The 19,779-nt window shown below is 46.8% G+C and carries 13 protein-coding genes and 1 tRNA gene; 2 read left to right on the top strand and 12 right to left on the bottom strand.

What is annotated here, in order from left to right; all coding sequences use genetic code 11:
* Nucleotides 1-6: 6 nt before the first annotated feature.
* Complete coding sequence (fabA, locus tag DFP83_RS03015) at nucleotides 7-519, top strand: 3-hydroxyacyl-[acyl-carrier-protein] dehydratase FabA (RefSeq protein WP_110573041.1); 513 nt, start codon at nucleotides 7-9, stop codon at nucleotides 517-519.
* Between the two features lie 70 nt (nucleotides 520-589).
* Here fabA and rmf read toward each other — a convergent pair whose 3' ends face one another.
* The 5 genes from rmf to rlmKL form a co-directional block, all read right to left on the bottom strand.
* On the bottom strand, nucleotides 590-766 hold the full coding sequence (rmf, locus tag DFP83_RS03010) for a ribosome modulation factor (protein WP_006955790.1): 177 nt from the start codon (nucleotides 764-766) through the stop codon (nucleotides 590-592).
* A 176-nt stretch (nucleotides 767-942) separates the two neighbouring features.
* A complete protein-coding gene (locus DFP83_RS03005; protein WP_241971584.1) occupies nucleotides 943-2,667 on the bottom strand; it encodes a DUF3466 family protein in 1,725 nt (574 codons plus the stop codon).
* Nucleotides 2,668-2,672: 5 nt separating this feature from the next.
* Nucleotides 2,673-4,595, bottom strand: coding sequence for an ATP-binding cassette ATPase Uup (gene uup / locus DFP83_RS03000; RefSeq protein ID WP_110573037.1), 1,923 nt, complete (start codon nucleotides 4,593-4,595; stop codon nucleotides 2,673-2,675).
* The gene (locus tag DFP83_RS02995; protein ID WP_110573035.1) at nucleotides 4,592-4,822 is read right to left on the bottom strand and encodes a glutaredoxin family protein; all 231 of its coding nucleotides are present in this window, start codon (nucleotides 4,820-4,822) and stop codon (nucleotides 4,592-4,594) included. The genes uup and DFP83_RS02995 overlap by 4 nt, the downstream gene beginning before the upstream one ends.
* A gap of 8 nt (nucleotides 4,823-4,830) precedes the next feature.
* Nucleotides 4,831-6,960 carry a bifunctional 23S rRNA (guanine(2069)-N(7))-methyltransferase RlmK/23S rRNA (guanine(2445)-N(2))-methyltransferase RlmL gene (gene rlmKL / locus DFP83_RS02990; RefSeq protein ID WP_110573033.1) on the bottom strand — a complete coding sequence of 710 codons (2,130 nt, stop codon included), beginning with the start codon at nucleotides 6,958-6,960 and terminating at the stop codon, nucleotides 4,831-4,833.
* A gap of 181 nt (nucleotides 6,961-7,141) precedes the next feature.
* Between rlmKL and DFP83_RS02985 the strand changes: the two genes are divergently transcribed.
* Nucleotides 7,142-7,218: transfer RNA gene (locus DFP83_RS02985), tRNA-Met, on the top strand.
* Nucleotides 7,219-7,359: 141 nt separating this feature from the next.
* On the opposite strand, the gene DFP83_RS02980 is transcribed toward DFP83_RS02985, so the two are convergent.
* From DFP83_RS02980 to DFP83_RS02950, 7 genes are all read right to left on the bottom strand, one after another.
* Nucleotides 7,360-7,917, bottom strand: coding sequence for a cell division protein ZapC domain-containing protein (locus tag DFP83_RS02980; RefSeq protein ID WP_425319876.1), 558 nt, complete (start codon nucleotides 7,915-7,917; stop codon nucleotides 7,360-7,362).
* Between the two features lie 60 nt (nucleotides 7,918-7,977).
* Nucleotides 7,978-8,985 carry a quinone-dependent dihydroorotate dehydrogenase gene (gene pyrD / locus DFP83_RS02975; RefSeq protein ID WP_181416359.1) on the bottom strand — a complete coding sequence of 336 codons (1,008 nt, stop codon included), beginning with the start codon at nucleotides 8,983-8,985 and terminating at the stop codon, nucleotides 7,978-7,980.
* The gene (locus DFP83_RS02970) at nucleotides 8,985-13,829 is read right to left on the bottom strand and encodes an NAD-glutamate dehydrogenase (protein WP_110573029.1); all 4,845 of its coding nucleotides are present in this window, start codon (nucleotides 13,827-13,829) and stop codon (nucleotides 8,985-8,987) included. Before DFP83_RS02970 ends, pyrD begins: the two co-directional genes overlap by 1 nt.
* A gap of 208 nt (nucleotides 13,830-14,037) precedes the next feature.
* The gene (locus tag DFP83_RS02965) at nucleotides 14,038-14,259 is read right to left on the bottom strand and encodes a DUF2835 family protein (protein WP_110573028.1); all 222 of its coding nucleotides are present in this window, start codon (nucleotides 14,257-14,259) and stop codon (nucleotides 14,038-14,040) included.
* Between the two features lie 35 nt (nucleotides 14,260-14,294).
* Nucleotides 14,295-16,907, bottom strand: a complete 2,613-nt coding sequence (gene pepN, locus DFP83_RS02960; protein ID WP_110573026.1) for an aminopeptidase N — start codon at nucleotides 16,905-16,907, stop codon at nucleotides 14,295-14,297.
* A 9-nt stretch (nucleotides 16,908-16,916) separates the two neighbouring features.
* Nucleotides 16,917-18,377, bottom strand: a complete 1,461-nt coding sequence (gene nhaC, locus DFP83_RS02955) for a Na+/H+ antiporter NhaC (RefSeq protein WP_110573024.1) — start codon at nucleotides 18,375-18,377, stop codon at nucleotides 16,917-16,919.
* Between the two features lie 12 nt (nucleotides 18,378-18,389).
* Complete coding sequence (locus DFP83_RS02950) at nucleotides 18,390-19,772, bottom strand: sodium-dependent transporter (protein WP_110573022.1); 1,383 nt, start codon at nucleotides 19,770-19,772, stop codon at nucleotides 18,390-18,392.
* Nucleotides 19,773-19,779: the final 7 nt, after the last annotated feature.

The following is a 19,779-nucleotide window of genomic DNA, read 5'->3' as shown; positions in this document are numbered from 1 at the left end:
GTCGTTATGAATCAATCGAGTTTTTCTCGCGAAGATCTGATTGCATGCAGTGAAGGCGAATTATTTGGTCCAGGTAACAGTCGCTTACCCGCTCCCGACATGTTGATGATGGATCGCATCGTTAACATTACCGAAAAAGGTGGCGCGCATGACAAAGGGTTTATTCATGCAGAATTAGATATTAATCCTGATTTGTGGTTTTTTGACTGCCACTTTAAGGGTGACCCTGTGATGCCAGGTTGCTTAGGCTTAGATGCAATGTGGCAATTAGTTGGGTTTTATCTAGGTTGGTCTGGCGGCCCAGGACGAGGACGTGCATTAGGTGTCGGCGAAGTTAAGTTTACCGGTCAGATCCTTCCGCACCACAGCAAAGTGACTTATAAAATCGACATGAAGCGTGTCATTAAACGCAAACTCTTTATGGGTGTAGGTGATGGTGTGGTCGAAGTTGATGGTCGCCCTATCTATACCGCTAAAGATTTAAAGGTCGGTTTATTTACGGATACCAGTACGTTCTAAAACAACGTATAAACTGCATAAAAAAACGCCGGCTGCTTGCCGGCGTTTGTATATCAATCTGATGAGACATTTAGCGGAATAAGCCGGTCCCCCTCGCCTCCATGGCATCTCGCCAACCGCCTAACCATTGAGACCTAAAGTCGTCTTGGGTTTGATACGGACACTGATCCTTCGAGCGTCCTGATAATCCGGCTTTAAAGCCTTGAGTGTGGGCTCTTTCAAAGCGATCGCGCTTCTGTCTTTTCATAAAACTACCCCTTTTTCACTTTTTTATTCGGTTGTGATTATCAATAGAGAACATAACGACTGCTCTCCCTACTATTGATAACGCGAAACCAGGATAGTTCAATACGAAAAAGTAACACAGCCCACTTGCAAATCCCTAACAAGTTGAAACTATGTTACTTTTTTATGATATTTTCTTTATGATTTTTTGATATTTTTATGCTGGCGACGGCGCGAAAGTGTAATAAAGAAGCCGAGTAATGATAAGCTAGCCAGCGGTAAGCCGCCGAAACTCGCGCCACTACGCTCTACTTTATTCTCTTCTTGGCGACAATTATTGAGTTCACCCTCAATCGGGTCCATTTTAATGGTCACCGCCACTTCGCGAGATTGCGTTTCGCCATCACCATCAATGTACTCTTCAGTTTTTAGCGCTGAAGCAACGATTTCACCTGAATCAGTAATCGCACGTGCGTCCACGATAAAATATTGGCTATCGCAAGCAATCGCATCATTCAAGTTAATGAACTGAGCATCATCCGCGGTTGTGTCATACAAGAAGCCGACACGACGGCGTGAAGACGACAACGTGGGTTCGATTTCGCCGGTACCCACGACCAAGCCATTATTGTTAATATCGCTAGGCACCGTTGAAGAACCTTCAAAGAAACCTGGTAGGGTTTCCATTGTGGCGCTATCGACATCATAATAGAAACCAATGTTACGCAGGTTAGCGGCACGTGTAGTCGTTAGATAACCTACTGCGCGGTTATTGTCATTGATATCGTTCGCTGATCCCCAGAAGTATTCATCGTTCTCAGTCACAGCAATCGCTTCACCATCCACGAAGATTGCAGGCATACGGATAGCGCCGCGGTCTGGGTGGTAGGTGAAGCTCTGACCCGCTGCAATGCCGTTGTTATTGACAGCATAGGCATAGCTTGAGAAATCAGACTCATCATCTTCACGACGTTCTTCAAGTGTGCCTAGCTCAACAGAAGAAATCACTTCACCGCTGGCATCTAACTGCCACAAGAAGCCACGGACGTCATAGATTGAACGGCGTGACGCGTAATTTGAGCGCGTGTAATACAAGATCGGCGCGATGTTGTTGGCCGACGCATTATGAAGATCAAGCCATAGTTCAGAGGCACACACTTCGAGAGGACGAGTTTGCACAGCGTCACTATCTTCCGGCGGCGTACAGTTCTCGATCGTGCTCTCTGCACCTGGACTTAACGCCACACTCGCATAGCCAGCTGCTAAGCCGCTTTCGTTAACGTCCATGATGGCGCTTTCACCACCCAGGATTGCTTGTTCAGGAGGCGTAACAGTCGCTGTTTGACCATCTTGATACCAAACACCGCGTGAAATGAAATCACGCACGTAGAATGTATTCGTGACTTCTTCGTCTTCACTATTGATATAACTAAACTCAACCGGCTTATAGGAACCGTAGCCCATACCTACAGCGGTATTCGAGCCGTTGATACTGTTAAGGTAGGTAATCGTAGAAACATCTTCTGGATCGTTAAAAAACGAGACGGGTAATGTCATACCGTCGTACAAAAATGCCTGATAGGAAGCGATCGGCTTTTGTAAGAAGTTGCTGTTTTCATTGGTCGCTAATGAGTTGATAATAAACTCGTACTGCGCCGGCGTAAGCTCATCAACTTCATCAATATCAGTAATGCCAAGACTCGCCAATTGCGATGCAGTCAACTGGCTTAAATCAATATCAACATCCGTCGGAAAGCTTGAGATTCCTACAATGAACCCTTGCTCGTTCATGTCACGCGGAAAACTATTGCGGAAGTTATCTGCCGTTGCAATTTCTTCAATTGAGAAAGTATCAGCGGCTGCGGTGGTACTGCAGGCTGCCAATACGCTCGCTACCAATAAATGCTTAGAAAATGGTTTCATCACGGTTAACTACTCTGTTTTGATAAATTTTCGAGTTCTTCCCAACGCTCTAAATAGCTCATCAGTTGCTCTTCAAGAGCCCCTGCCTGCTCCATCACGGGCTGCGTGACATCGATGGGTTGAGAGAAAAACTCCGGTTCATTCATTTGTTGCTGCAGTGTTTCAATTTCAGCTTCTAATTTTTCTATTTGTGCAGGCAACTCTTCGAGTTCTCGTTGTAACTTGTAGGATAACTTTTTCTGCTTAGTTACTGAACCCTTGTTGTTACTTTGTTGCGTAGACGGCTTCTCTGACTCTTTTGATGCCGATTTTGTTCCATACTCGGGCGAACTTTTACGCGCGAGATAATGCTCAATCTCGGAAAACCCGCCAAATATTTCGGTAATATGCCCTTCGCCTTCAAACAGCAGCACTGAGGTTGCCGTATTATCCACGAATTCACGGTCGTGGCTGACCAGCAAAACCGTTCCTTCGTAGTCCGCAATAATTTGCTCAAGTAACTCAAGAGTTTCAATATCCAAATCGTTGGTTGGCTCATCGAGTACCAAAATATTGCTAGGTTTGAGCAGTATTTTGGCCAACAGAGCACGGTTACGTTCACCACCCGACAATGCGCGCACAGGTGTACGTGACTGCTTTGGACTAAATAAGAAGTCTTGTAAATAGCTGAGAATGTGACGTGGGCGTCCCTGGAACACGATATCTTGTTTACCATCACCAACGTTATCCATCACCGATTTTTCCGGGTCAAGTTGCGAACGATGTTGATCAAAGTAAGCCACTTCTAGATTGGTACCGAGCTTGATGTTACCCGCATCAACGGATTGTTCACCCAAAATCACCTTAATCAAGGTACTCTTACCGCAACCATTAGGCCCCACCAAAGCGATTTTATCGCCGCGCTGGAGTAGCAAGTCGAGATCCCGAATAATGGGTTTATCAAAGCTCAACGAAACATGCTCGCCCTCAAACACCCGTTTGCCTGAGCGTTGCGCTTGGTTGACTTGCATCTTCGCATTGCCTTGAAGTTCGCGACGTTGTGCGCGTTCTTTACGTAATTGCTGCAATGCCCGTACGCGGCCTTCATTGCGCGTACGGCGGGCTTTTATGCCCTGACGAATCCAGGTTTCTTCAGCCGCAAGCTTCTTATCAAACTCCGCATTTTGCGACTGCTCAATCTCCAATAGCTCCTGCTTCTTCGCGATATAGCTGTCATAGTTACCAGGAAACGACGTTAAATGACCACGATCTAAATCGACAATACGAGTTGCTAGTTTGCGGATAAAGGCACGGTCGTGGCTGATAAACAAAATGGCGCCGTTAAACTGCAACAATTGTTCTTCTAGCCACTGAACCATATCAACATCTAAGTGGTTGGTCGGCTCATCAAGCAACAACACATCGGGGTCGACAACCAGCGCACGGGCAAGCGCTACGCGACGCAACCAACCGCCTGACAATTGCGACATGGATACATCAGCAGGCAGACTTAGCCGGGTTAAGACTTGCTCAATACGTGTAGCAAACTGCCACCCGTTATTTGCATCAATTTGCGTTTGTAAATTATCCAATGCCCGCATCATTTCATCACTGGGATCATCTGCGATCAAACTCGACAAGCGATTAAACTCGTTGAGCTTTTCACCCACATCGGCGAGTGCTTGAGCAACATAATCGTAAACTGACATTTCTAACTGAGCGGGCGGATCCTGCGGTAAACGTGTAACGACGGTGTCGCCAACGTACTGAACCTGACCGTCATCAAGATTAATTTCTTGGTCAATCACTTTTAATAAGGTGGACTTACCCGCCCCATTACGCCCGACCAAACACACTCGCTCGCCAGCTTCTAATATAAACTCAGCATGATCGAGGATAGCATCAGCACCAAAAGCAAGCTGTGCATCCTGAACGCGTATCAAACTCATGATTCGATAAACTCCTTTGCCTTTTGCGCATCAAAAGGCCACCGCAGCTCGTTGTCATCGGCATCAATTAATACCGGCACGAGCCAACCATATTCTTTTTGAAGTGCTTCATCTGTACTGATATCAACGACGCCCAACTCGATAGGTTCATCGAGATCCAATTGATTCAATAGCAATAATGCTTCTTTACACAACGGGCAATGTGGCTTGGTTAATAGATAATGCACGCTTCCACCTAATAATCTTTGCTAATAATAAAGTAATGGTGAATGCCCTTGTGACGCTTAAAGTCTTCGGGGATCGAAGCATCCGTTTGATTGTTCACCGAGTAACCCGCCTTTTCGAGCCCCTCTTCGTCTATCTTAAACTTCTTACGGTTGTTCGAGAATAGAATCACGCCACCTTCATTCAGCAAACGACCCGCCGTTTTAAGTAAGCCGACATGATCACGTTGGATATCCAAGGTGCCTGTCATGCGCTTTGAGTTACTAAATGTAGGCGGATCGATAAAAATCACGTCATAGCGTCTGTCATCACGCTGGTCACGCATCCAAGTAAAGCAGTCTGCTTGAATAAACTCGTACTGGTCGCCACGTAGTCCATTAAGATGGAAATTACGCTCGCCCCACGCGAGATAGGTCTTTGACATATCAACCGATGTCACCGAATGAGCACCACCTAAGGCTGCCTGTACAGAGGCAGTACAGGTATAGCTAAACAGGTTCAGCACATCGAGGTCTTCGCATTTATCAAACAGCTCTTTTCTCACCAAGCGGTGGTCGAGGAACAAGCCAGTATCCAAGTAATCCGTTAAGTTAACCTCAAACTGAGCACCGTACTCTTGTACATTAAAAATCACACTGTCTTGCTTCTGACGATTGCGACGCTCGTATTGCTCTTGTCCTTTCTGGCGTTTGCGTACTTTGAGTACGATATTGCTTGAATCAAATGGCAATGTCTCAGCGACCATTTCCACGAGGTGCCATAGACGGTCAGTCGCAACACCATCAGGAATCGTTTTCGGTGGTGCATACTCTTGTATCACCAGGTGATCGCCATAAATATCAATCGCTGCATTGTATTCCGGCAAGTCAGCATCGTAGACCCGCCATGCGTCGAGTCCTTCTTTACGTGCCCACTTCGAAAGTTTGGCATAATTCTTTTTGAGCCTATTTGACAAGTCCTCGGATTGACTTTCTGTAAACTCAACTTGCTCTTTTGTGAGGTCGAAAAGCGCCAAAGTGGTCGCAATCGGACCATTCATAAACGCGTATTTTTTATGGCTACGCAGTTTTAATCGCTTCAGCAGGCTTTCATCACCTGCAAGCAACGCAACCTGCCAACCTAAAAATGATTGTTTCAACTGACGACCAAAACGGCGATATAAAAGCAGTGTCTCAACCTCTTCACCTAGGCGTTCACCATAAGGCGGGTTGGCAATGAGTAAGCCTTGTTCTGCAGGTGCTTGGATATCCAACGCATCAGCCGTATCAAACTGAATAAACTGACCCAATTGGCAGCGTGCGGCGTTTTCTTTCGCAATACCAATGAGCTTCGGATTCATATCACTGGCATAAAAGCGTGCCGTCATTTCATTACGACCTGTTTTAAAGCGCTGTTCGGCATCCTCAAGTACGCTGTGCCATACGCTACGGTCATGCCCGACCCAGCGTAAAAAGCCCCAGTCACGACGATTTAACCCCGGTGCCTGGTCGGCAGCTATCATGGCCGCTTCTATCACAAGTGTGCCCGAGCCACAGAACGGATCAAGAATGACGGGATCATCCTGCTCTAACTGTTGATGAATCCCAGCACGCATCAGTACCGCTGCGGCGAGTGTTTCGCGTAAAGGCGCCTCCCCCTGTTGTTTACGGTATCCACGTTGATGCAATCCGCCCCCTGAAAAGTCTAACGACCAAATCAGCTCGTTTTTGTGATACCGCGCATTAACACGAATATCGGGCACCTGCTTATCAACATTAGGACGCTGTGCGTTACGTCCTCTAAAGAAATCAATAATGCCATCTTTTACAACTTGTGCGCCAAACTGCGTATTGCGGATTTCATCATTGGTGCCATGAAAGTCCACCACAAAGCTGTGCGTGTCACGCATCACCTGTGTCCAGTCGTACACGCTAATCGCTTGCTGAATTTGCTCTGCGTTTAATGTTTCTGCACGACCTAACTCAACTAATACACGACTGGCTAACCGAGACCACAGCGCGATGGTGTAAGCGAGCTTAAGTTCCGCATCCACATAGCATCCAGCTTGAGTCACCGTAATTGACTGAGCACCCAGTGTTTTCAGCTCAGTTTCTAGTAATTGTTCCATGCCTTTCGCGCAGGACACAAATAAACGCAACATAGTTTATTCCATTCAGTAATTTGCTCGCGATTATAGCGTTTCTGGGCCAATGTGTCTTTAAAACCCTGTGAAGTGAACAAAGGTTGTTCGGTATGTGTGTTTTTTATGCATTTGAACTGTATATTTAAAAAAAGCCCTTGCGCTACTGGCAGGACGTGTATATTATGCATCCCACATCGGACGCGGGGTGGAGCAGTCTGGTAGCTCGTCGGGCTCATAACCCGAAGGTCGTAGGTTCAAATCCTGCCCCCGCAACCAATTCCGATGCCTATCTAAGATACCTTTCTTGTATATCTCTCGTAAAACAAACAAAGTAAGCAATAAAGAAACAAATTCAGTAAGTCCCAAAACACACATTTCAATCCCCTACCATTGATCGGTAGAAAGCGTCGTTGCTGTTTAGGCTAAGCGTTGGCTGGAAAGCATCGTTTGACGCATTTCGAGTGTCGAAGGCAATAAGCGGTTATGCAGTACTTTTATAACGTGATACTGCTTGAGTGTTTTAATCGGTGAAAGTTGCATATCCTTTGACAGCAATAGACACGAAGCAAACTCTTCATCACGCTCGATAATTAAGAACAGACCGTCATCAAAGCCACTATTGAGCTCACAAATATGACGCTCTGGTGCCCACTCATCGATGTTAGATTTTTGGAAGTGCCAGCTTTGTGGCATCTGCGGACAGCCAAAACGCACAAATGCGGTCGCGCACAAGGCGGCCTGCTCCGTCGATGAACCGAGCTCTTCGGTTGAATACCCCTCGAGTACATCAACGAAATTTTGCAGTAATGTCAGATCTTCGATATTGAAAGGTGCTGAGGTAAAATCAACATTCACTAACTGCTTATGTTTATAAGGCAATCGGAAAGGTGCGCCATCCCCTGTCTGAATAGACAATGGCTGAGCGTTATCGTCGTATAGCCAACACATGTGTTGATTAAGTTCCAACTTGCACACCTTTATTATTATGAATGTTGTTATAAATTTGGCAGATAGAGTACCCAAAGTCACCCAGCTTTACAAGTTATTCACAATATCCTTTATCAACTTAGGGCCTTTGTAGATAAATCCTGTGTAAACCTGTACCAACGCGGCGCCTGCTTCGAGCTTTTGCTGCGCTGCCTCAGCGGAATCAATGCCGCCTACGCCAATAATCGAAATTGATTGATTCAATGAACTGCGTAACAAACGAATCACATTGGTGCTGCGATCACGAACAGGTTTACCACTTAAACCACCCGCCTCGCTTGCTAACTGCTGATCCGTTAGACCTTCACGCGCAAGTGTGGTGTTGGTTGCAATCACACCATCAATACCTTGATTATTAAATGCGTCAGCCATGGTACGGACTTCTTCCGGGCTCAGATCAGGTGCAATCTTGACCACTAGCGGCACGTATTTATTGTGTGTTTCAGCCAACTTTTTCTGTTCGGCCTTTAAGCCTGCCAACAAACTATTAAGCGCATCGCCGTGCTGAAAGTTACGCAAGCCAGGAGTATTAGGAGACGAAATATTAATGGTCACGTAATCGGCATAGGGATACACCTTGGTCAAGCACACAAGATAGTCCTGCAGAGCGTCTTGCTCCTCGGTCACCTTATTTTTACCAATGTTTATACCCAACACGCCTTGATACTTGCGTTGCTTAACCTGCTCTACAAGTGCATCGACCCCGTCATTATTAAAGCCCATGCGATTAATAATCGCTTCGTCTTCAACTAGACGGAATAACCTCGGTTTAGCATTCCCCGCTTGTGGTTTCGGAGTAACCGTGCCGACTTCAATAAAACCAAAGCCCATTTGGCCAAACGCCGTCATACAACGCGCGTTCTTATCGAGCCCGGCTGCAAGTCCGACCGCATTTGGGAACTCAATGCCCATGACCGTCACTGGCTTAGTCGGTAATTGTTGCTTCCACGCCAAGGATAATGGCGTGGAAGCAAAACGCCGGAGTATACCGAGCGTCAAGTCATGCGAACGCTCGGCATCTTGGTTAAACAACCACTTTCTAACCAAGTTATACACTATGCAGATACCTTAGGCGCACAGTTGTGGCTCAACAACATCAACTCGCGAAGCGCCACTGAGAATTTCGCAAACTCGTGACTTTTCGTCGTGCGGAAGTCCGACAACATAGACTGCCAGCGCTGTAGCAGCGCTTCATTCTGTGCCATCCAATCATCAAGCATCTTCAGTGGCTCAGCGATTTCGGCGGCTGACTTCAAGACAACGAGTGTAAGTGCACGTTGCTGCCAATCCAGCTCCTCACGGAACGCTGCACGAGCCAAGGCCTGCCAATGGTTGGCAACTGGCTGATTGTTAATCTGGTTAAGGAACCAGTGCAAGTTCAAGCGTGCACCCAAGTAGAAGTACATATTACCCACGATCTGATACGACTGTTTCGTGTCATCCGCGATTTCAGCGATATCCATTGCCGAGAATACCGTGCTCAAACTCGCTACTTCTTGTGCCAAGGCTTTAGGTAGCCCCTGCTCTACATAGCGATCAATCGATTTTTGGATAACCGCTGCTTCGTCTTCGTTCATGTAAGTCAGACAGTTCTTACGCAAGTCATCGAATGCCGGCATATAAAAATCGATATGCTCCTGAATACCGTTCAACTTGGCATTGCGGTGACGCAAGAACCAACGCGTCGCGCGGCGCACCATACGACGTACTTGGAACAGAATGTCATTCTGCGTTTCCGCTGGTACCTTGTTATTTAACGCTTCAATAGCATCCCACAACTCTTCAACGCGGAAGCACTCACGTGCCACAACAAATGCTGAGGCCACTTCGGTAATTGTTGCACCGGTTGCCTCTTGTTTGCGGAATACAAAATTAGGACCCATATCGTTGACGATGGTATTCGCCAGCTTGGTCGCAATAATTTGCCCCTTCAATGGGTGTGATGCCATTGAGTCCGCAAATTGCTCCTGTAATGGTTTCGGGAACGAACGGAACAGTGCTTTACTATGAAACGGATCTTCAGTGATTTCGTCAGTGATCAGCTGTTCTTTTAATACCATCTTGCCGTAAGCAGTCAGTACCGACAGCTCTGGACGGGTTAAGCCTTTATTTTGTGCCTGACGTTCAGCCAACTCATCATCTGATGGCAAGAACTCAAGCGTACGGTTCAATGCGCCGTCTCGTTCAAGCTGATGGATGAAGCGTTGTAATTCCTTGATTTGGTCAGCACCGCGTAGCGCTGTAATCGACAGTGATTGAGTCTGGCGATTACAATCATCAACAACGATTTCAGCCACTTCATCAGTCATATCGTACAGAAGCTTATCGCGCTGTTTCTTAGTCAAATCACCGTTATTCACTAAGCCATTCAGCAAGATCTTGATATTGACTTCGTTGTCCGAGCAGTCAACACCACCTACGTTATCCACGAAGTCAGTGTTAATACGACCGCCGCGCTGGGCAAACTCAATACGGCCTAATTGAGTCAGACCCAAGTTACCGCCCTCACCAATCACTTTGGCTTTTAGCTCGGCACCGTTAACGCGCAGTGCATCGTTGGCGCGGTCACCCACGTCAGAATCGGTTTCTTCCTTACCTTTAATATAAGTACCGATACCACCGTTCCAGATCAGATCAACATCCATGGTTAAGCATGCACGGATCAGCTCGTTTGGCGTCATTGTCTTCTTCTGCGAGCCCAGCATCTTCTTCATTTCTGGCGTAAGCTCTATCGCTTTAGCGCTACGGTTAAAGACGCCACCACCCTTCGAAATCAATTCTTTATTGTAATCTTCCCAGCTTGAACGCGGTAATTTAAACAAGCGATCGCGTTCTTTCCACGAACTCGCTGCATCCGGCTCGGGGTCAATGAAGATGTGCATGTGGTTAAATGCCGCTTGTAAACGGGTATGTTTAGATAACAGCATGCCGTTACCAAACACGTCGCCAGCCATGTCACCAATCGCGACACAAGTAAAATCCGTTGTTTGGCAATCAATGCCCATTTCACGGAAGTGGCGCTTAACCGACTCCCAAGCACCGCGGGCGGTAATACCCATTTTCTTGTGGTCATAACCCACTGAACCACCCGACGCAAACGCATCACCCAACCAGAAGTTGTACTCGGCTGAAATACCATTCGCAATATCCGAGAAGGTCGCAGTCCCTTTATCCGCAGCAACAACCAAATACGGGTCGTCTTCATCCTGGCGAACCACGTCGACAGGCGGTACGATCTCACCTTCAACGATGTTATCCGTAATATCTAACAGCGCGCGGATGAAGGTTTTGTAACAGGCTTGACCTTCGGCAATCATGCCTTCGCGATCTTCAGGCAGGTGTTTACAATAGAAACCACCTTTGGCGCCGACCGGCACGATGACTGTGTTCTTAACTTGCTGCGCTTTAACAAGACCTAAAATCTCGGTACGGAAATCTTCGCGACGATCAGACCAGCGCAAACCACCCCGTGCTACTTTGCCGCCACGAAGGTGAACACCTTCAACCCGTGGTGAGTAAACAAAAATCTCAAACTTAGGCAAAGGTAAAGGCATCTCTGGCACAAGCTCTGGTAAGAACTTAACCGAGATATACGGTTTATCATTGCCCTTCTCGTCTTTTTGGAAGAAGTTTGTGCGCAGTGCCGCATCAATCAATTCAACGTAACGACGAATAATACGGTCGTCATCGAGGTTTGCCACGCTATCGAGCTCGGTATTAATCCGCGTATGTAGCGCATCAAGCTTCTTCTCGACACCTTTGGTACCTGGCTCAAAGCGGGTAAAGAACATTTTGATAACCAATTTGGCAAGTAATGGATACTTGCTAAAGGTGCTCTCAATATAGCTTTGGCTAAAGGTCGTACCAATCTGACGCATGTATTTAGCAAACATACGCAAAATAGTGACCTGACGACCCGTCATGCCTGCACCAAGTACCAAACGGTTGAAACCGTCATCCTCAAGTTCGCCCTTCCAAACCTTGGCAAACGCATCTTGGAACAGCTCGCGACTGGTTTCGAGATCGAGCGCACCGCCGGTATGGATCATGTGGAAGTCGAGGATCCAGAAAACGTTACCATCGGAGGTTTTAACCGGGTACGGACTCTCACCAATGACACGTAAACCGAAGTTTTCCAACATCGGCAACACGTCAGACAAATGAATCGGCTCGTCTTTATGGAACAGCTTCAGACGCAGATATTTACTGTCATCTTTTTCTTCTTGTGCACGGTACAACACCATGCCCAGCTTGTGATCATCATCAAGCGATTCAAGTTGGTTGATGTCAGAAATGGCAACAGACGGTAAAACATCTTCTTTGTACGCGCGTGGAAATGCTTGGCTGTAACGTTTATTCAAACGTGTTGAGCGCGCTTCCCCAAAGGTTGAGTTTAAAATGCGCTCAAAGTTGTCTTCCCACGTACGAGCGGCTTCAATTAGGTTCTGTTCCAATTCCTTCACATTCACGTCCTGCTGGTCGTCTTCTAGACGCACGGTGTAATGCGTGCGTGCGAGATTTGATTCCGAAAAATAAGTCGTAAAGTCCACATCGTGCTGAGTGCGCAATGTTTGTTTTAAAATACGCTGCGTGCGTTGACGTAATAACGTGTTGTAGCGCTCTTTAGGTACGTAAACCATACAGGTCATGAAGCGTCCAAAGATGTCACGACGCAAGAAAACGCGGGTCATGTCACGTTCCTGCATTTGTAGAACACCTAAGCCAACCTGCAACAGGTCGTCATCTTCTGCTTGAACCACTTCATCACGCGGGTAGGTTTCTAGTATATTCACCAAGGCTTTCGCTGCATGCGACTGCGGTGCAAAACCCGATGCATCAATCACACGTTTAATTTTCTCAGATACCAATGGGATATCACGCGCGCTGTTGTTGTAGAAGTTCGACGCATACAAACCAATAAAGCGATGTTCACCAATGACTTCGCCTTCGGCATTAAATCGTTTTACGCCGATATAGTCGCAATGCGCTGGGCGGTGAACTCGTGACTTAGAGTTGGTTTTGGTGAGTAATAAAATGCGATCGTCTTGGGTAATTTCACGCGCGTCCTCAGGTAAGCTTGAAATCAAGCGGCCTTTGTCGCTCACCGAGTTACGCATCAGACCTAAACTGCTGTCTTTCGTTTGGCTCAGTTCATAATCACCTTTAACAGGTTTTAAATCATAAGAGCGATAACCTGTTATTGTGAAATTATCGTTCGCCAACCAACGTAAGAACGCCTGAATGTTTGCCTTTTCTTCTTTTGTGCCTGGATAATATTCGGCAGTCACCTCTTCCGCGACTTCAGACAGTTTATCAACCATGGGTTGCCAGTCAGAAACGGCCAAGCTGATCTCTTCCATTACCGAGCTGAGCTCTTTTTTGAGCGTTTTAAGCTCTTCTTTGCTGCTTTGGCGATCAACTTCAATCAAAAACGCAGTATCGATATAGTTGTCGTCGCGTGTACCTGGACGTAATAAATCGGTCACTTGGTTGTCTTTATCGCGCTTGTGGCTAATTGGCATGTGAAGTAATAAATGACTGGTAATGCCTAAACGGGATAATGCCATGCGAACAGAGTCAACCATGAACGGCATGTCGCTTTGAATGATTTCGATAATGGTATGCGGCGATTCCCAACCATCGTTAGGAACGTCCGGGTTATACACTTTGATCAGTGCTTTATCGCCCGGTTTATATTCGTTAAAGCTGTGCCATAAACCGAGCACAGCCCCGTACATATCGCTGTCATTTCGGTGACTCAAATCATCTGACGAAATATTACGGTAAAGACGTTTCGCAAAGTCTTGCACAAGCGGAGCTTGGCTTGATGCAACTTTCTTCTGAATAAGTTCAACTACTTTTTCTAAAAGTACTGGGGATTGACCATCAACCAACGACATAATTGCTGAGTCCTTGAGATTATTTTTTTGATGAAACGTCGTAGGCAAGCCACAAAGCGGCCCACGGCCTGATAATCTACCTATGATTGATGTTATTGTCGGACATTTAACGCAGGCTTTCAACGCATATTCGTGCAATATATGAGTGTTTAGACCAGCGTGAATTAAAGCTTATGAAAAATTACTTAATAACTATCCAATTTGGTCGCTAAATGCGTTTGAGGGAAACGAATTTATTGTTGTCATCGAGCTGGATAATAAAGCGCCCAGACACACCCGTGGAGTCAACGAATGGAACCATACGACCGGCAGGGATGGCAATTCGGACGTTGGTATCTGAGCGTACAACTAGATGTTGGGCGCCACCGCCGTAATAAATATCGATAAATTCCTGATACGACATAGAAATTGAAAACCGATATTCAATCACAGGATGACCCCCTCCTAACTCACTATGAGAAATAGTTATGCAGTTAAACTATTTTCTATTTTTTCTTGCAAATCACTGGCAAGGTTTGGCAACGCTTGAATTTTCTCCAACTGCTGCTTCATTAACGCCTGCCGTTCAGCATCATATCGCTTCCACGACATAAACCCAGAGATCAAGCGCGAAGCCACTTGTGGATTCTTGTCATTCAATTGGCAAATAACGTCACCAATCAGCTCATAACCTGAACCATCGAACTGATGGAAACGCGCACTATTCTGCGTAAAAGCAGCCAGTAATGAATAGATTCGATTCGGGTTGTCGAGACTGAAATCAGGGTGATTCATCAACGCTTTGACATTGGCGATAGTGCCATCTGTATCAGCTAATGCTTGTGTTTGGAACCACTTATCCATTACCAACTTATCACCGCGCCACTGTTTATCAAACGCTTCGATTAAAGTCGTCGCGTTGGTCGCATTCCCCCACACTGACGCTTGCAACGCGGCGAGTCGATCGGTCATATTCGAAGCGTTATCGAACTGAGTCTGACTCAAGTTGACATAATTCTCACCGGCAACGGTCAAATAGCTCAGCAACACATTCTGCAATTGACGTAACGCGATATCCTCGCCCGATAAACGGTAATCATGTTGTTGTAATTGCTGGTAAATCTCGGCGTAGCGCGCGCCCATGGTACCATGCAACTGATCCGCTAGGTGTCGCTTCAACTGACGTAGGTTCTGTACGATTGCGTCAATTTGGATCGTTTCGAAATACTCCCCAACAGTCGCCGCACTCGGTAAAGTTAAGGTGAGTGCAATCAATGCCGGATCAGTATCAGACGTTATCAATCGTTCGCACGCAGTGACAAGCGCTTCATCCACCTCGACCGTGGTTTGTGTTTTAACCGCATCAACTACTCGACGGGTAAATAATTGTTGTGCCGCATCCCAACGACTCACGGGATCGTTGGCATGAGCCATCAAGGTCAACAATGCCGACTCTGGCAGGTCACGCTCAACTTTAACCGGCGCTGAGAAATCATCGAACACCGATATGATAGGCGCTTCATTTTCGTTAAGCTGCTGCGCAAACGCACCACTGACATGGAACGTTTGGCGCTCTTCTGTCAACTCAAGCAAATTATCACTTAACGCAATCTGTTCACCCCTGGGAGAATAGGCAGAAATACGCATCGGGATATGCATTGGCAATTTTTCAGGTTGACCTGGTGTTGCAGGGATCGTTTGACGCGTATTAACAACAAGTTGCTGCTTCTCGGCATCAAATGACGTCTCAACCTGAACATTGGGTGTACCTGCCTGCTCATACCAGCGACGGAAGACGGAGAGATCACGGTCATTAGCATCTTCCATCGCTCTGACAAAGTCTTCACAGGTAACCGCTGCACCGTCATGGCGTTCGACATAGCGCTTCATACCATTTTGAAAGCCTGCCTCGCCAAGCAAGGTATGCATCATACGAATAACTTCGGAGCCTTTGTTATACACGGTCACCGTATAGAAGTTATTCATTTCGACCACTTTGTCAGGGCGAATAGGATGTGCCATCGGTCCTGCATCTTCAGTAAACTGATGACTACGGATCACTTTTACGTTTTGAATACGATTAACTGCGCGCGAGCCTAAGTCAGAACTAAACTCCTGATCACGGAACACGGTTAACCCTTCCTTCAGCGACAGTTGAAACCAATCACGACAGGTAATGCGGTTGCCAGTCCAATTATGAAAATATTCATGACCGATCACCGATTCAATATTGAGGAAGTCTTGGTCAGTGCCCGTTTTAGGGTTGGCGAGCACATATTTGGAGTTAAAGACATTGAGCCCTTTGTTCTCCATAGCGCCCATATTGAAAAAGTCGACGGCGACGATCATGTAGATATCGAGGTCATAAACCAAACCAAAGCGTTCTTCATCCCAACGCATGGCGTTCTTTAATGAGACCATTGCATGTTCGCTGCGATCGAGATTGCCCTTATCCACGAACAACTGCAGTGCCACTTCGCGACCTTCGCGTGTGACAAAGGTATCCTCTAGCAAATCAAAATCACCACAGACCAACGCAAACAGATAACTTGGCTTTGGATACGGGTCGTGCCAAGTTACAAAAGGTTTGCCGCCTTCCTCACCACGCTCAACACTATTACCGTTGGCTAGAATGTGAGGATAATCTGCATTGGGAGCAATGACTTTAGTTGTAAATGTCGCCAACACATCGGGGCGATCTAAGTAATAGGTAATGCGGCGGAAGCCTTCTGCTTCACATTGTGTACAAAAGGTGCCTTCGGCGAGGTACAGCCCTTCAAGCGCTTTGTTCGTTGAAGGGTTTAATGTATTCACAACGGTCAGCGTGAACTCATTATCATCCACGTGAACAGTTAGCGTTGCATCATCGATCTCATACTTATGCGCGTCAACGGCTTTGCCATTTAAAGCGAGCTGTTCTAATTGAATATGCTCACCATCTAGAACCAATGCATCCTTATGGTCGCCTTGGCGCTTAATGGTCATCGTGTTCGTCACACGTGTGTGTGTTTTATCGAGTTCTACGACTAAGTTCACCGTATCAATAGTAAACTTAGGCGCTTGATAATCCTTACGATACTTCGCGGTTTTTTGTGACATAAACCCTCTTTACGACGTTTGAGTATTTTCAGTCATCTCTGGCTCGCGATATAAAATCGTCCATCCAGTGTAAGCCAGTACAATCGCAATTAATGGTGTTAGGTAATTGAAGAATGCATAGATGCCATAATCCAACGGACTCACTGCTAATACGCTAAACATATAAGCACCACAAGTATTCCATGGAATCAGCGCTGAGGTTAGCGTACCACTGTCTTCGAGTGTCCGAGAAAGCACACGTGGGTCCAGCCCACGACGTTGATATTCTTCTTTAAACATACGACCTGGCAGAACAATTGCCATGTACTGGTCGGCGGTTAATACGTTAGCGCCGAAACAGGTAAATAATGTACCGGTGATTAAACTGCCCACAGATTTCGCAGACTTCAACATACCTTGAATGAAGCGCTGTAATAGGCCGAGTTTTTCCATCACCGCACCAAAGGTCATCGCGCTTAAAATCAACCAGAGGGTATTAAGCATGCTCGACATACCCCCGCCACTTAAAAGCGAATCAAGGTTGGTGCTGCCTGTGCTTACGGTAGTACCGTCAGACATTGCCAACCAGATCACTTTTAAGTGCGCGAGAAAACCTTCGCCATCGGCCATCTGTTGAACCATATCAGGCTGGAAAATAAGAGCCCAAACACCGCCCAATAGCGCTCCAAAAAACACCGTGGGGAGCGCAGGCTTGCGTGTAGCGGCTAAAAATAGCAGAACAAACAATGGCACAAGCATTGCCCATCCGACATTAAAGGTATTGTCCAACAGGTTTTGCATCTGGTTGAGCTTCTCGAGCGAGACTGCAGAATCTGCATTTAAGCCCAAGAATAAAAACAGGGTCACTGAGATAATGAACGCGGGACCGGCGGTGTAACCCATATATCGGATGTGTGCGAACAGTTCTGTACCACTGACTGCAGGAGCCAAGTTAGTGGTATCTGAAAGCGGCGACATCTTATCACCAAAGTATGAACCTGAGACGATAGCACCCGCGGCAATGGCAGGGTCGAGTCCCATACCCGAGGCAACGCCCATTAATGCCACACCAATGGTCGCTGCGGTGGTCCAAGAACTGCCAATCGATAGCGCGATAATGCCACAGATGATACAGCTAGCGGCATAAAATAAGCCTGGATTTAATAGCTCCAAGCCATAATAGATAAGGGTTGGTACGGTACCAGAAAGAAGCCAAGTACCAATCAACGAGCCGACAGCGAGAATAATCAGCATAGCGCCTAGGGCAACCGAGATACCTTCCTGAATGCCCTTCTCTATCTGCTCCCAGCTAAAGCCATTTTTGAAGCCGATAATACAAGCGATACCCGCAGCTATCCAAAGTGCGATCTGGTTAGGGCCATAGGATGAATCCTCCCCAAAGAAGTACACCGATGAGGCCAACATAATGACCAGCGCAACCAGCGGAATGAGTGCCTGAAAAAGCGTAGGCTGTTTTATTTGTTGTGTCATGAACGCGTTATCCTAGATCTCGATAATGCCAATAAGTTGAAGAAAAATAATAATGATAGCAATCGGCGCAACGTACTTAAGGCACAGATGCCACACATCAAACATGTGCTTGCCAGTATCTAGCTCATCTTTGGCATTGTCGCGGGTCATTACCCAACCCGCTAATATCGCCAACAGCAAGCCACCGAGCGGTAGCAAGATGCTCGATGTCAGTAAATCAATCACATCAAAAATTGAATTCAGCGGTTTACCCAACCACTCGGTACTCAACTGGGCCCACGAACTGCCCGAGAACGAATGAATGGTCAGCTGACCGAGCAGCCATAATACACTCGCAGAGATAATCGTTGACGGCCAACGCGATAAGTTGAACTTTTCTGAGACAAACGCGACGGATGCTTCGATCATCGCTATCGCCGATGTGAATGCAGCAATTACGAGCATGGTGAAAAATAGCGTACCGACCCACTGTCCACCTGGCATTTGACCAAATGCTAACGGCAAGGTGGTAAATATTAAACCGGGGCCCTCGCTCGGCGTTAGATTGAAACCAAACACCAACGGAAAGATTGCTAACCCTGCAATTAACGCGACCAGTGTATCAATTACGGCAATCCAAACACTGGTTTGCACGATTGAGGTTTCTTTTGGCAAGTACGCGCCATACATGATGACCACACCAGATGCCAATCCCAGCGTAAAGAACGAATGGCCCAGCGCTATCATCACACCGTTGATCGACAATTTCGAGAAGTCGGGTTCGAACATAAACGCGACCGCCTCGCCAAACGCGCCGATATTACCCGCATAAATAGCTAATGCCACCAATAATACGAACATCGCTGGTAACAAGAAGCGAACAGAGCGCTCAAGCCCTTTATTGACACCCTTGCCCACGACAATGACGACACCCACGAGTACCAAGGTATGCCAAAGCATCAACTCATTCTCTGAGGCGAGCATCCCTTCAAATAAACCACCGACTTGCTCTGCCGAGGCACCGTTAAACACGCCGCTACCCGCTTTAAACACGTAATCGAGCGCCCATCCAGCAATAACGGCATAAAAGCTTAATACTAAAAAGCCAGTTACCATGCCAAGCCAGCCGGCTACCTGCCAATGCTTGCTCCGTTCTGACTCGACTGCGACCTGTTCCGCTGCATAACCGGGTGAGTGGCGACCACGACGACCAATAACCACCTCGGCCATCATGATAGGAATACCGATAAAGGCGATACATAGGAGATACACCAGGACGAATGCGCCGCCTCCATTTTCACCCATAACGTAGGGGAATTTCCAAATATTTCCGAGGCCGACGGCTGCTGCCGACGATGCCAGAATAAATGACAACCGACTTGACCAACGGCTTGAGATTGATGCTGTATTTTTCATTTTTGTT

Source organism: Idiomarina fontislapidosi (genome assembly GCF_003226255.1).
Lineage (GTDB): Bacteria > Pseudomonadota > Gammaproteobacteria > Enterobacterales > Alteromonadaceae > Idiomarina > Idiomarina fontislapidosi.
This window is presented reverse-complemented; position numbering and strand designations above follow the sequence as displayed.